The sequence below is a fragment of the Sporofaciens sp. St.21A7 genome, assembly GCF_059728535.1.
Window position 1 is genome coordinate 1,152,128 of the sequence record NZ_BAAGFN010000001.1, and the last position, 14,146, is coordinate 1,166,273.

At 45.5% G+C, this 14,146-nt stretch carries 9 protein-coding genes; all 9 read left to right on the forward strand.

Features of this window, described 5'->3' with window-relative positions; genetic code table 11:
* Positions 1–45 precede the first annotated feature (45 nt).
* The 9 genes from AC6I3O_RS05880 (at position 46) to AC6I3O_RS05920 (ending at position 14,099) form a co-directional block, all read left to right on the forward strand.
* The gene (locus AC6I3O_RS05880; protein WP_497850058.1) at positions 46–1,611 is read left to right on the forward strand and encodes an ATP-binding protein; all 1,566 of its coding nucleotides are present in this window, start codon (positions 46–48) and stop codon (positions 1,609–1,611) included.
* Positions 1,580–2,194, forward strand: a complete 615-nt coding sequence (locus AC6I3O_RS05885; protein ID WP_497850059.1) for a response regulator transcription factor — start codon at positions 1,580–1,582, stop codon at positions 2,192–2,194. The genes AC6I3O_RS05880 and AC6I3O_RS05885 overlap by 32 nt, the downstream gene beginning before the upstream one ends.
* Before the next feature lie 604 nt (positions 2,195–2,798).
* Positions 2,799–5,888, forward strand: coding sequence for a flagellin (locus AC6I3O_RS05890; RefSeq protein ID WP_497850060.1), 3,090 nt, complete (start codon positions 2,799–2,801; stop codon positions 5,886–5,888).
* Positions 5,889–5,971: 83 nt separating this feature from the next.
* Positions 5,972–7,579, forward strand: coding sequence for a sensor histidine kinase (locus AC6I3O_RS05895; RefSeq protein ID WP_497850061.1), 1,608 nt, complete (start codon positions 5,972–5,974; stop codon positions 7,577–7,579).
* Positions 7,572–9,164 carry a response regulator transcription factor gene (locus AC6I3O_RS05900; protein WP_497850062.1) on the forward strand — a complete coding sequence of 531 codons (1,593 nt, stop codon included), beginning with the start codon at positions 7,572–7,574 and terminating at the stop codon, positions 9,162–9,164. The genes AC6I3O_RS05895 and AC6I3O_RS05900 overlap by 8 nt, the downstream gene beginning before the upstream one ends.
* A 13-nt stretch (positions 9,165–9,177) precedes the next feature.
* The gene (locus tag AC6I3O_RS05905; protein WP_497850063.1) at positions 9,178–10,782 is read left to right on the forward strand and encodes an extracellular solute-binding protein; all 1,605 of its coding nucleotides are present in this window, start codon (positions 9,178–9,180) and stop codon (positions 10,780–10,782) included.
* A gap of 283 nt (positions 10,783–11,065) precedes the next feature.
* On the forward strand, positions 11,066–12,349 hold the full coding sequence (locus AC6I3O_RS05910) for an ABC transporter substrate-binding protein (protein WP_497850064.1): 1,284 nt from the start codon (positions 11,066–11,068) through the stop codon (positions 12,347–12,349).
* A 10-nt stretch (positions 12,350–12,359) separates the two neighbouring features.
* Positions 12,360–13,259: a carbohydrate ABC transporter permease gene (locus AC6I3O_RS05915; RefSeq protein ID WP_497850065.1), complete on the forward strand. Its 900-nt coding sequence runs from the start codon at positions 12,360–12,362 to the stop codon at positions 13,257–13,259.
* A 12-nt stretch (positions 13,260–13,271) separates the two neighbouring features.
* On the forward strand, positions 13,272–14,099 hold the full coding sequence (locus tag AC6I3O_RS05920) for a carbohydrate ABC transporter permease (protein ID WP_497850066.1): 828 nt from the start codon (positions 13,272–13,274) through the stop codon (positions 14,097–14,099).
* Positions 14,100–14,146: the final 47 nt, after the last annotated feature.

Consider the following 14,146-nt stretch of genomic DNA (forward strand, 5'->3'; position numbering starts at 1 on the left):
CACAGATAAATGATATAATTTAGGCATGGATAAGGGGGCAAAAATATGAAGTGCATTAATCCTAAGCTTTTGCTTTTTATAAACTCTACCCTGCTTATAATATATATGGGGCTGGAAATAAACATTCAGATGCCGTGCGGCATCAGCAAAACCGTATCATTATTCCTGTCATCGTTGATGCTGATAGACGCTGCTTATGTGAGTTCCTGCAACGTCAGAGATAATAAAGCTATCACTTTGTTTTGCGGTCTGCTGGCATTAGACGGTTGGTATATGCTCCTTTCCGTTTCAGACAACGCTGTAACAAATATTGCTTTTTATGCATTAAGTCCGGTCATATGGTGCGTTTTCATCAATTTCATACTCATGTTTTTATTTCAGGGGAGCGGTTATAGATTTAAAAAAGCAACAAACCTCTGCCTGACCGGAACCTGTATCTGCTCCCTTATCGGCATTTTAATATCAGATAACGTGTTTGCATTGTTGTATGGCATCCAGTTTTCGGCAAGCTGGCTTTGTTTCATTTTTGTTGTTGCTTACCATAGAAAAAGAACTGCTTTTGTTCTGAAAGCAGAATGGAAATCCATTCTGTTCTCTCTTGTGGTAATCATCATCTTATTCATTGCATACTGTCTTACTACAATGGGAATAAAAGGAAATCTTTCAAACTTTGGAGCGTATATCCCTGTCCTGCTGTTCTCCATGAGTATTCATAGTATTATACTGAAAGAGCATCACAGTTTTCCATTGTCTGCCATATTCAGCCGATTCCAGTTAATGTTGATCCTGCTTTTCGGTGTTGCCATTTGCGGCCTGATTACAACGACTCTGGGGATCGGATGGTTATCTTTCCTTCTTATGTTGGACGCTATGTTTGTGTTAATCTATGTCTGCAATATCATACTGGATTTTAATTTAAGGCAGGGAGGAGGCGACATGGTTATGGAAAGCAAATATAATGCGGCATTAGCACAGTTAAAGCAGGAGGAGCAGATAAATCTTGAATTTTCAAATTTTCTTCATGATAATATACTTCAAGACTTGCTTTCCATAAAAAATATGATGCATAAATCAACAAGACCTGATATACAGAAAATAATCACAGAAACCCTTGATAGTATGAATCTCTATATCCGTGAGCAGATGCAGAATTATCATCCTGTATTACTGTCAAAACTTACTATAAAAGAGAATTACCAAAATTTGCTTGCCTATATTGCGCAATCATTTCCTGAGCGCCACGTCGGCATTGTTTTCGACTGTCCAGCCTCTTTATTTTTAGTTCCGCCATATGATATTTTCATATACCGGCTTTTGAAAGAACTCGTCACGAATGTTTACAAACACTCTACGGGAGAAAAAGCGTGGATAACGCTTACGCAAGATAATGGAATGATAGTATTATGCGTAAAGGATAATGGGAGCGCTGACACCGATAGCCTCGCCTATGCAGACTCATCAAAACACAGAGGTCTTGCATTAAGCATTGACCGTGTGCAAAGCATGGACGGCGCCGTAAGTATAACCCCCAATTTCCCACATGGAATCAGCGTCTGTATCAATCTGCCAATGAAAGGAGATGCTTCTTATAAATATTTTATTAGTCGATGACCACGTTCTGTTTTCTAAAAGTCTGGAGATTGCATTATCAGACTACCCGGATATAAAAACCTTTAAAAGTATCAATGATATTTCCCTATTGGATAAATTCATTGAAGAAGATGCCCCGGACATCCTGCTAATGGATATCAATTTAAAAAATATAACATCTGAAGACGGTTTGGAATTGGCAAAGCAGATATTACAACGTCATCCGGAGCAGAAAATTGTTATCCTGTCAGGATACGATCTTCCGGTATACCGTAACGAAGCCAAAAAAATCGGGGCAAAAGGATTTATCAACAAAAATACTGAACCGGAAATGCTGATCGCTTTTCTTTCACAGATCATGCAGGGAAAATTTATCTTCAACGGTTCCGTTCCGTTTTTAGAAGAATTAACTGACTGTGAAAAACAGATTTTGCAGCTTATAGCTAACGGAAGAAAGAGGAAAGAGATTGCAGGCGCACTTTATATCAGCGAGCGTACCCTCTCCAATCATCTACAGCATATATTTGAAAAACTTGATGTTTCCTCCTCTGTCGAAGCAGTAACCAAGGCGATTCAATTAGGATACCTCCCGCCGATTTGCTAATTTCTCATCAAATAAACAAATCATCAAAAGCTGCATTGTGCTGTATAATCTGCTTAATATCAGTATAAAAGGAAATTTTGATGGCGTGACTGTTAAAAAATTCAGGCTGGTTCGTATCTGCGAAGCCCTGAATTGTGATATTTTGGATGTAATCGAGTTAGAGAATGATAATAAAAAATAGCTATTGCTATCTTTCGCAAAACACCATAGGAAAAGTTATTTTTAATGCCGGGAGTGAAATGTGGTTAGAGGTCTTGTGGCGGTATGTCAATATTATTTTTTTCGTGTCAGACCGTCTTTAAAAGCCTCGCCCACTCTTTCGGTTACTTTATAATAGCCGTGCGTATATGGAACGAAGGCAATCGCGTTTACTAGGGACATCTTGCTTTGAGGTATTTTCAGGCATGAAAATATAGGCATGAATTGTCAATGACATCTTTTAAATTGGATTTTTTTGTAGTATAATTAACTAAATAGTTCCAAGCAGCTGCGGATGGATGTCGTAGACATCGGAACTGCCGATATATGGCGGTTCCGGATTCCGTAGTATTTTCATACGGTTTCTTACAAATCATGGTAAGGCAGAAAGGTAGGATAAATCAATATGATAATCCAAACCAACATACCGGCTTTGTATGCGCTGCGTGAAAAGAAGAATACAGACAACGCAATTGCAAAGAATCTGCAAAAGCTCTCCTCAGGTTTCCGGATACGGCAGGCTGCGGATGATGCGGCTGGCCTTGCCGTATCAGAAAAAATGCGCGCCCAGATTACCGAGTTGGAACGATGTGAACTCAATGTTTCCGAAGGAATCGATATCGCGCAGACCGCGGACGGCGCGCTGGAGGAGGTAGGCGGGATGCTGCGCCGCGCAAGAGAACTCTGCCTGCAGGCAAGTAACGGCACCTACAGCGACCGGGAACGCCGCTACATGAGCGAGGAGATCAACCAGCTTTTTGGCGAGATTGAACACATCACGTCATCTAGCAGGTATAATACCATTCCGCTCTTCCAAAGCATCCCTACTGATTCCAACGATCCCGTTTATCTCTACGTGGAAGAGTTCAACAAAGCTGCGGATCAGCAGTTGTGGGGCGAGATGGATTTTGTAAAAAATGAAGATTTTGACCCGCCTGTCCCGGCAAAGCCTGCTACCGTCACATTCCAGCTGGAGGACGGAATAGGGATGAACTATGCGATAATGCTGGACAAGAAATCCATTAAGATTGGCAGCACAACGTATACGTTCCGGGCAGACAGAGACCAAAACAGTTCCGGTAATCCGTCTGTCATTTCACTCAAGGGTATCCAGACAGTCAGGGAGGCGATGGAGCAGCTTGCTAAATTTTCCGATATCCAGAAGGTAGAGGTAGATGAAGCCGCGCATACGGTTACATTGACAGGGAGTCTGAACGATTATTCTTATCCTGTTGAAGCCAATGGAACCACTACTCACTACTGGGCGGATAAAGGAGACGGAACATATAAAAATGGTTGGACGGTGCAAAACCCGGAGGGAAAGGAAACGATTAACGAAGTGGACGGCAGCGGAATTGCAAACAACCAGCCGGTGTATGGAAAGGAGTTGTCCCTTTCCTACAATATGTCCAATGTGAAAGATCCGATTGACGTTGCAAATTTAAGGAGGAATTCGCTGAATATCTATATATCAGGAGCGAATCCATCCAGCGCCAGTATTTCTTACGCCGATATTTTTACGCAGACCACAGGTACGATTACCAAAGAGTTTTTCATCAATACTGTAATGAGTAAGCTTAGAACCACCCCTCCTCTTGACAGTGCGAACACGACGATAAAGTATACGTCTCCCAATCTGGAGATCAGCACCAGCCTTCCGGCTTCCGCTTCTTCCGGTACGCAGTGTAATGCGTACATATCGGAATCCACCCAGAGCAAGCAAGAGGATACGACCAAGCCGTCTTGGAAGACGAACTCTCTGGCTTTCACCACAAGTTCCACCCCTCCTTCCGCAGAGGTAGGCGGCACATTCACCGTAAAGATTCCCGATGTAAGTTCCTTCAAGGTGCCGTTCTCCTTCCAGTTGGGTTCTTATAATCATGTTTTTTATGACAGTAAGAATCCGGCTACCCCGATAAAAACGGATGGCACAACCATGTTCAGCACGGGAGACTATTATACAAATACCCATGATATAAGCGGAAAGAGCCCGGCTGAGATCCGCGCCGAGGTGGTGAAGATGATTAAGAATTACCGCGGCGGTTCCGTAAAGGAGCAGGGAAATGAGTTGATTTTCTCGTCGAACCCCAATACATCTGCCCCTCGTTTTAATATACAGGGGTGCGTCGTTGAGGTCAAAGCTGCGATACCGCCCAGCACTGCCGTGCTGTCGGGCAGCAGGGTGTATTTCAGTCAGGAAGTGTCCGTTCCCTTTACTTTAGAGAAGCCCTTTGACGCTTCAAAACTCATCGGCACAGGTTTTGGAATCAGCAACGGAAATGGCGGCAGCATGTATCGGTGGGAATTTACCGACGGAACTGATCTTCGTTCAGACTACTACGATATCGATATTTCCGGATGCAAAAGCTTTACGGATCTGGCTGCCGTCATGGAAACAGCCATTCGGGCAAAAGGCTCATTTGGGAACGATTGTGAAGTCCGTGTAGATGAAAGCAAGACGCCCGCATCCCTGACCATAGAGTGGCGGCGTCAATGCAGTTCCTATCAAGTATCGGTTTCCGACGGCGCGGAGGGCGTGTCAGGGATTGTGAAGGATGGCCCCGTGCAGTTTTCCGGCGGCACTATCGTCGGCCATGAGCAGAAGGTGCTGGACTTCTCATCGATCAACACCAACAATCTGGATACCCTGCTGGGCAAGGGATTCCGGGTTAATTGCGCAACCTGCGAAGGGGAATACATCAACGTGTACTTTTGCTGGCAGAACGACGGCAGCGCGCCGCCCTCCTTCACCCACAATGTGACCATCAACGGACAGAACGTGACCCGTACCATCCACAACATCCCGGTAGAGTTGTCCAAGGTCACAAGCGGGGATCAGATCGTGAAGAGTATTGTCGATCAGGTAAAGCCCAGCCTGAACCATTATACGGACATGGAAGTGGGAGACCCTTCCACCTCCCTGGTCATCCGGGACAAACGTCTGGGCATCGTCTACGACAATACGACCGGGCAGGAATACATCGGCTCTGTGGAAAGCGGCGTGTTTACAAACTTCACCTATACGGTAACAAAGGAAGAGATCGCCCCGCCGGAGCCTCCCGAAGGCGAGTTATTGGATTTCCGGCACTGCGAGGTCATGATTTATGCAGGGCATAATCCGGAGCCTGAGATGATTCCCATACATCTGCCCTTCCTGTCCCTGACGCAGCTTCGGCTGAACCCGCCAAAGCTGGTGGATCTCACGGATAAAGACCAGCATCCCCTTGGGCTGCTTAAAAAGATCGACTGCGCTCACGACAGCATCGCTGACAGCAGGGCGGTTATGGGGGCAGATTACAACCGTCTGGAACACGCATACCAGGCGCTGGCCCATACGACCACCAACTTACAAGATGCAGAGAGCCGCATCCGGGATGCGGACATGGCTGGCCTTATGATGGAAAAAATCAAGAACGACATTCTAAGCCAGCCCCAGCAAAGCATCATTGCCCAAGCCAGCAAACGTCCCGAACTCGTGCTGCAGCTGCTCCATTAAGAAGCCCGGGAACCGCAGGATACCTTCCTGTGGTTCCCGGATATCTGCATCCCCTGTTTTTGATTATTTTCATGGAGATCCGAATGAAAGCAGACAAGCTAAAATTAGCGTACAAGCTCACCTTCTGTTACCTGCTCTACCATATCCTGCTCGTCACAGCTATCCTGTTTTTTGTAGACCGTGGAATCGTCCTGTTGGAGAACCGTTTTGAAGAGAAATACCGGGAGAACGCAGAAGTCTCCATGGAAGCCCTGAACCAGAGGCTCCTGCAGCTGAAAGATACTCTGACCCTCGCCATGTACGGAGAAAACATACAAGTCCTGCGTGGGAGGAAAGGTTCGCTTACCACCTACGAAGAAGTAAACTTAAAGCTAAAAGTAAAAAGCGAACTGTCCGTTCTGGCAAACCAGTATGGCTATATCAAAGACTTGGGCATCTACCTCCCGGAGTATGAGACATGGATTGACGTAGGGACATGGTTTGAAAATCAGTCCGTACCGGGCAGGAAGCTCTTCGGCGACGTATTAGAAGTCCGGAGCGGGGAAATCTGCCTGCGCCTGGGAATGCAGAACGAGAAGAAATATATGGAAGGCTACGCCTGCCTGAACAGCAGCGAGCTTCAAAAGCTGTTAGACCAGAAAATAGCCGATAATATGAGGATGCAAGTCACAATAGACGGCCAGGAATTGTCTGAGCTGGGAAATGCACAAGACTACTATCCCATAACTGTCCGAAGCGAATTATACCCAATCGAAGTCACCTACTATATCCCGCCTGAAATCATGTCGTTAAGAAAATACCTGTACGTCTTAGGCGGCATTTCCATCCTGTTCCTTGCCATCACAGCAGCGGCATTTTCCCGTTACCTCAATAAAGCAATCCACCGCCCGTTAAATAATATCGTCCGTTTTATGGAGCAAGCCAAAGAAGAAAAGGGCGGGGAACCGGCGGTACATCAGGGGTTGGAAGAATTCAACTATGTAACGGCGGAATTCAATAAGATGAAAGAATATCTGGAATATTACACAAGACGTCGCTACGAACAGGAAATCATCATGAAGCAGATGGAACTCGACCATCTGCAGGAACAGATTAAACCCCATTTTCTGTACAACTGTTTTGCAAATATATCGAACCTGTGTAAATCCTATGATGTGGAAAAGGTAGAAAAATTAAGCCATGCCCTTTCAAAATATTACAGCTACGTCACGCGGACCGGAAAAGAAATGGTGTCCCTTAGGGAAGAATACGAGCATATGAAGAACTACCTTATCATCCAGAAAATACGGTTTGAAGGCCGGGTATCCATAGAGGTCCAAGATCTGCCCCAGGCAGGAGATACCGTGGAAGTGCCGCGTCTCATCCTACAGCCCATCGTAGAAAATGCATACAAATATGTGTTTGAACACGTAGAAAAAGAAGGGAAACTTATCATCTGCGCTGAGGAAAACGATACCACAGTCACAATTACCATAGAAGACAGCGGCTATCAGATGGGGGAAGACGTCCTTTGCCGTATTCAGGACGCCCTGAAAAAAGAGGACGTCCACATTACAGGGCTTGGGAACCTGGAAAAACGGCTGCAATTTGTGGATCCGGAAAATAAAATCCATGCAGGACGCAGCAGTCTTGGCGGCGTGAAGATGGTTTTGACGGTCAGAAAAAGCGGGAGGGAAAAAGGCCATGCATAATATCTTGTTTATTGATGATGAACCCGGGATTGTAAGCGGACTTGCAGAGACGGTAAACAGGGAGAATCTGGAACTGCAAGCCTACACTGCCTCCACGGTGAAGGAAGGGATAAAAATCGCGAAACAGATCAAACTCGACATCCTTTGCAGCGATATCGAGATGCCGGTACAAAATGGCTTCCAATTTGCAGAAGAAGTGCTGAAATATTGGAAAGACTGCAAGATTGTATTCCTGACAGGATATAACGAATTCGATTACATTTACAAATCGGTAAATGAATTCGGGGGTCAGTACGTCCTGAAAAGCGATGAGGAAAAACTGGTTGACATAATCAGGAAAAACCTGCTTCAAATCGAAACGGAGCAGAGAAACAAATTGATTTCCAAGAAGATGCAAAAACTCATGGAAGATTATGAAAACAGCAGGAAAGAGAAGCTCTGGGCAGAATACCTGAGAAACCCGGAAGATGCAGAGACGGTAAAGGCGCTTGCTAAAATCTGCGAAGAAGAAGGCTTAAACCTCAGATTGCCGGTAAAGTGCGGGGTTGGACGTCTGTTAAAGCCGACAGACGGGCGGAGTGTCACGGAAAGAGAACTGACACAGTATTTCTTGAAAGTGAAAGAAGAATACCGATATTTTTATCATGTATATATTGTGTTCCTGCTGCATGGCGGCTCCTATCTGATACTGGCACAGAAGAAAGAAGAGGAGTCTCCAAGCTTCCGGAATATATTGAAAAGCATCCAGAACATTTTGTATGGTTTGGATAATCAGAAAGTGTCGTTCATCTATTCAGAGAAGGAATTGGCATTTTATGAAATTAAAGAGGAAATCAAGTTATTCCATGCCTTTCTGGAAGTAAACTGGTCGGAGAATAATCCGATTTTAGTTAAGCTGGAAGAACTCATGGAGAAAAAACAGGGACATGAAGGTTATAAAAAGAAGAATGAGATTTCTCTGGACTGGCTTTTGATGGAACAGAAATTCAAAGAAATACGGGAAGGGTTTGAAGGGCTTTACTCGAACGTGAAGAACAACCATGAGAGGAGCCTGTCGGATGTGCGGGAGTACTACAAAAGCGTCGGCGTCATTGCTTCTTACATCGAGGATTATGTAAAATATTCAGAGATACCGGAAGAACTCCGGAAGAATTATTTTCATTTAAAATACATGACGAGTGTCAATGAAGTTCACAAATTTGTCATGGAATTCCTGAAATATATGGAAGGCAGATGTGAAACTGCCGCCACAGAGGACGCGTTAATCATTCATAAAATCGAAACCTATGTGATGAACCACATTACGGAAGACATATCGTTAGACGTTCTGGCAGAGCTGGTATATTTCAATCCATCGTATTTGTCAAGATTTTATAAGATCAATACAGGGAAGAATATCTCTCAGTTTATAGCGGAAGCGAAAGTGATAAAGGCAAAAGAATTATTGAAGAACAGCAACGAGAAAATAGAGGATATTTCGGAAATGCTGGGGTTTAAATCTTCTGGATATTTTACAGTATTTTTAAAGAAACATATGGGAATGACGCCTACGGAATACCGGAACCAGACGTCCGGTAAGAAGTAAAGAATGGTATGGTATGATGAATAAGAAAAAGATAATTTCCGTTTTTTTGCTAGGCGCTTTGGCGGTATCCGGATGCATTTTAAAAAATGACGGAGAGAGTCAGGAAGAACCTATCAGGCTGACGAGCGTCTTGGAATACGGGGCGATCGATGAAGAAATACCGGAAGGAACGACGCCGGAAAATAACAGCTTTAACCGTACGGCAAAGGAGCGGCTGAACATAGAGATAGACTGGCTTTGGAGCGCGACGGAGGAACAGTACAGGCAGAAATTAAATGTGGCGGTTGCGACCGGGAACATGCCTGATTTTATGGCGGTAAGGGAAGGAACTGCCTACCGGAGGATGGCGGAAGGCAACCAGATTATGCCGTGGAACGAAGTGCTTGAGGGAGCTGGCGAGCCGTTAAAAAAGTGGATTTACAGAAATCCACAGGTGTTGGAAGCGGTGACGAACGAGAATGGGGAGATTATGGCGCTGCCTCAGTATTGGGATACCAAACGGCAGGTCAATATCATGATGATACGGAAGGACTGGCTTTACGAGCTGGGGCTTGGCGTGCCGGAGACGATTGACGAGTTTGAAAAAGTGGCGAAAGCCTTTCAGGAGAAAACCGGCGCGTCTCAGGGAATCTTCCTGACCCACAAAGTGCTTGGGCGGAGCGTGGGCAGTATGTCCGGACTTTTGCATATGTCCGGCTCTTATCCGGGAGCGTGGATTGAGCAGGACGGGGAGCTGGTTCCGGGGGAGATAAGCGAAAAGACGAAGGAAGGGCTGTCTGTACTCAACCGGTTTTATGAAGAAGGGATCTTAGACGAAGAATTTCCACTGTGTGATTACAACAAACTCACGCAGGAGGTGTTAGAGGAGCGTCTTGGGATTGTGATTGCGCCTTTTTGGGAGTATGATTCGCTCATTGGAAGAGAGATTGCAAAAAATCAGGACAGCAGATGGATTACCGCCCCCATCCCTGTGGCAAAGGGAACCAAGGGGGCAGTCATGGATACGGTTTCGATTGAGAAATATTGGGTTATCAGCAGAAATTGCGAAAACCCCAAAGCAGTGATGGAGCTTTTTAATTTATTCGTGGAGTTAGAGACGGATTATCCCAAGGAGGCACGGGCAGAGAACGGGTTTATTTGGGAATGGACTGCGGCGCATTATTTTGACCCTTATGACATTGATGAGATGTACGAAGCGTTTCACGGGCGGATTGACGCCGGAGACCTGGTATCGCCGCCGGACGTCAGCAGCCGTTTGTTGTCTTACTGGGAAGATTGTGAGGATTACTATCGGTGGAAGGAAGACGGGGGAAGATACCCTCCAGATAATGATTGGGGAATCTTCCTTGCAAGGGTGGATGAAGACGGGGCGTGGGCGACCGTAAGGAATGTGGTGCGGGAAGGAAAGTATGAGTTGAACAGATACTATGGACTGCCGACGGATGTGATGACTGCCAGGAAGGATATATTAGATAAAATGACGGAGGAAACGTTCACGAAAATGGTAATGGGGGAAATGCCGATTGAGCAGTTTGACGAGTACCGGCGAAAATGGATGGAGCTGGGCGGTGAGGAATTGATTGCAGAGGTGAATGCATGGTCTCGAAAGAATCAGTGATTGCTCCGTATGTAGAGTGAGAGTTAAAATAGAGCGGCTTGATTTATGTAATTTGTATATAGACTGTCATAAGAAGATGTTTTTTTGCATTATATTTTCTGCTTCTGTGGAGAATGGAGATGTATATTGCATAAAAATATGGCTCTTAGGCAGTCTTTTCTTGTTAAAAAGTATAAATGTGTAAAAAAAGAAAAAGAATGTAAAATATTTATGATTGAGAACAATGGATTTTCTTCCTATCATTAAGTTAACAAGAAATTGATTTAGAATAAGGAGGAAAATCATGAGACAAAGAATGAAGAAACTGGCGGCAGTGGGGCTTGCGGCGGCATTGGCAATGGGGGTTAGCGCAGGATGCGCAGAAAAAGAAGGAAGCGAGGGAGGCGGAAAGGTGAAGCTGGCGGTAGGAATCTGGGATACCAACCAGAAACCCACACTGGAAGCCATGATTGAGGCTTACACGAAAGAGAATCCGGACGTTTCCGTGGAGATCCAGCTGACTCCGTGGAAGGATTACTGGACGAAGCTGGAAGCAAGCGCGACAGGCGGCACTGCACCGGATATTTTCTGGCTGAATACGCTTCACGCAGAGGTTTACCAGGAGGGGGGAATCCTTGCAGACCTGACCGATGCGGCGGAAAAATCTGATATTGGGCTGTATGAGAATTATGCAAAGGCAATGACAAGCGCCTACACCATTGGCGGTAAGTTATATGCAATCCCGAAAGACACGGGGACGGCGGCGCTGTGGTACAACAAAGATTTGTTTGATGAGGCAGGCGTGGATTACCCGTCGGATGACTGGACTTGGGACGATATGCTTGCGGCTTCGGAAAAGCTGAAAGGCAACATGGGAGAGGGCGTGTATGCCATTGGTTCTCCGGTTGACTTCGAGAATTATTCTTCAACGATTTTTGCCGCAGGCGGAAATATTATCAACGAGGACAAGACAGCCCCTACCTACACGATGCCGGAGACCATGGAAGGCGTACAGTGTTGGATAGACTTGATTGAAAAAGGATATTCCCCTTCCATTGCAGATTTGACGGATTCTTCTGCTGCCACAAGGTTTGAGGCGGGACGCCTTGCCATGTTTATGGGAGGTTCCTATATGACGACCCAGTTCGCAAGCAATGAAGAGATTAAGGGCAAGATTGACCTTGTAGAGTATCCTTCCTATAACGGGAAAGAGCCGAATATGGCCGGCGGCCTTGGGTATGCCGTTTACAAAAAATCGAAACAGTTAGACGCGGCGACAGACTTTGTGCTGTGGCTGGGAGGCGAAGAGGCGATGAAGATTCAAGGGGAGATGGGGTCCGTTATTTCCGCAAGGACAGACGCGCAGAAATATTTTTCCGATACGATTCCGGAGTGGAACTTAGCGGCTTTTACCAACCACATCGATGAAGCCGTTCCCATGCCTTATTGTAAGTCTATGTCAGAAATCCGGGATTTGGAAGTGAAGAAATATACGGAAGCATTTACCGGGGAGAGGACGCTTGAAGAGGTGAGCAAGGAATTGCAGGAAGAAGCGCAGGAAATCTATGACCGTATGAACAATGAATAGAGGGGATGTTATGAAAAAAACGAAAATGGGAAAAAGACAGCGTAAGGAAGAGCTTGTAGGGTATCTTTTTATCATGCCGGTGGTCATCGGGTTAAGTGTGTTCTACATTTTCCCGTTTTTACAGAACATCTGGTTTGGATTCAATGACGTCAATCAGTTTAATGTCGCTTCCTTCTGCGGAGCAGACAATTATGTCAGGCTTTTGGAAGATAAAGAGTTTCTTACCGCGTTGGCAAATTCGCTGAAATCTGCATTGGTCATTGTACCGGCAGTGGTGGCCCTCTCCCTGTTAGTGGCTTCTCTGCTGAACACGAAGATAAGGGGAAAGTCGATCTACCGGACGTTATACTTTTTGCCCGCAGTCACCATGTCGGTAGCGATATCGCTGGTGTGGAAATGGATTTATAACGGGGAATACGGCGTCTTGAATTCTGTGTTAAAAGTATTCGGCATAGAAGGGATAAACTGGCTGTCAGACCCTAAGTATGCGCTGATTATGGTATTGATTGTGGAAATATGGATGTCGGTCGGGTACAATATGATTATTCTGCTTGCAGGTATGCAGGGGATTTCCACATCCTACTATGAAGCGGCGGTCATTGACGGTGCAGGCCCGGCGGCGTGTTTTTTCAAGATTACGATACCGATTCTGACGCCCACCATATTTTTCGTGGTCATTACGTCAATCATCAGCAGTTTCCAGATATTTGACACCATATTCATGATGATTCCGAAAGACAGCCCGGCATTTTCGGCGTCCCAGACCCTTGTGATGATGTTCTACCGAAATGCGTTCGACTATGGCGCAAAGGGGTATGCGGCGGCAATCTCAAGTATTGTATTCTTGATTGTCATGCTTGTGACAGCCGTGCAGTTTGGGATGCAGAAGAAATGGGTTCACTATGAGTAGGAGAGGGAAGCGATGAAGAAACGTAAATCTAAAAGTTATTTTTTTGTACATTTGATACTGTTGATTGGTACGCTTTTGACGGTCTTTCCATTCCTGTGGATGATTTTCACATCGTTTAAAGGGATTGGGGAAACCATGCGGATTCCGCCCACCATACTGCCGGAGTCTCTGAACACAGAAGGGTATCGGGGCGTGTTGGAAGCGCTGCCTTTTGCCAGAGTTTATTTTAACACTATATTTGTAACGGTGGTTACGGTGTTGGGACAGATTTTGTTCTGCTCCATGGCTGCGTACTCTTTTGCAAGGTTAAGGTTCCGGGGGAAGAATTTTATCTTTATTATTCTGTTGTCGGTGCTGATGGTTCCGTCCCAGATTTTTATTATGCCCCAGTATTTGATTATGCAGAAGCTAGGGGTGCTGGATTCCCTTCCGGCGTTATTTATACAGAACTTGTGCAGTGCGTTTACGGTATTTTTGCTGAGGCAGTTTTTTATGTCGCTGCCCAAGGAGCTGGAAGAAGCGGCGATTGTGGACGGGTGTGGGTTTTTCCGCATATATTCCCAGATTATGCTTCCGTTGATTAAGCCGGGAATCGTCGCGGTGGTTATTTTTACCGGAAAATCTGCATGGAACAGTTTTATGTGGCCCATGATTGCCAATACTTCGCCGGATCAGATGATCCTTGCCCCTGCGCTTGCCACGTTACAGGGGCAGTTTACCACAAACTACCCGATGCAAATGTCGGGGGCGGTCATGGCGGTGATTCCCGTGATTGTAATGTTTTTCTTGTTCCAAAAACAATTTATTGAAGGGGTTGCCCATACTGGAGTGAAAGGATGATGGGTAAGGTCTTCTCAAATATCCGAAATATTGGTATGATGTACAGA

Bases quoted from the DNA above. Each gene is read 5' to 3' on its own strand.
- AC6I3O_RS05920 (WP_497850066.1), top strand. From the start codon at position 13,272: ATGAAGAAACGTAAATCTAAAAGTTATTTTTTTGTACATTTGATACTG.
- AC6I3O_RS05885 (WP_497850059.1), top strand. From the start codon at position 1,580: ATGCTTCTTATAAATATTTTATTAGTCGATGACCACGTTCTGTTTTCT.
- AC6I3O_RS05900 (WP_497850062.1), top strand. From the start codon at position 7,572: ATGCATAATATCTTGTTTATTGATGATGAACCCGGGATTGTAAGCGGA.
- AC6I3O_RS05905 (WP_497850063.1), top strand. From the start codon at position 9,178: ATGATGAATAAGAAAAAGATAATTTCCGTTTTTTTGCTAGGCGCTTTG.
- AC6I3O_RS05910 (WP_497850064.1), top strand. From the start codon at position 11,066: ATGAGACAAAGAATGAAGAAACTGGCGGCAGTGGGGCTTGCGGCGGCA.
- AC6I3O_RS05880 (WP_497850058.1), top strand. From the start codon at position 46: ATGAAGTGCATTAATCCTAAGCTTTTGCTTTTTATAAACTCTACCCTG.
- AC6I3O_RS05895 (WP_497850061.1), top strand. From the start codon at position 5,972: ATGAAAGCAGACAAGCTAAAATTAGCGTACAAGCTCACCTTCTGTTAC.
- AC6I3O_RS05915 (WP_497850065.1), top strand. From the start codon at position 12,360: ATGAAAAAAACGAAAATGGGAAAAAGACAGCGTAAGGAAGAGCTTGTA.
- AC6I3O_RS05890 (WP_497850060.1), top strand. From the start codon at position 2,799: ATGATAATCCAAACCAACATACCGGCTTTGTATGCGCTGCGTGAAAAG.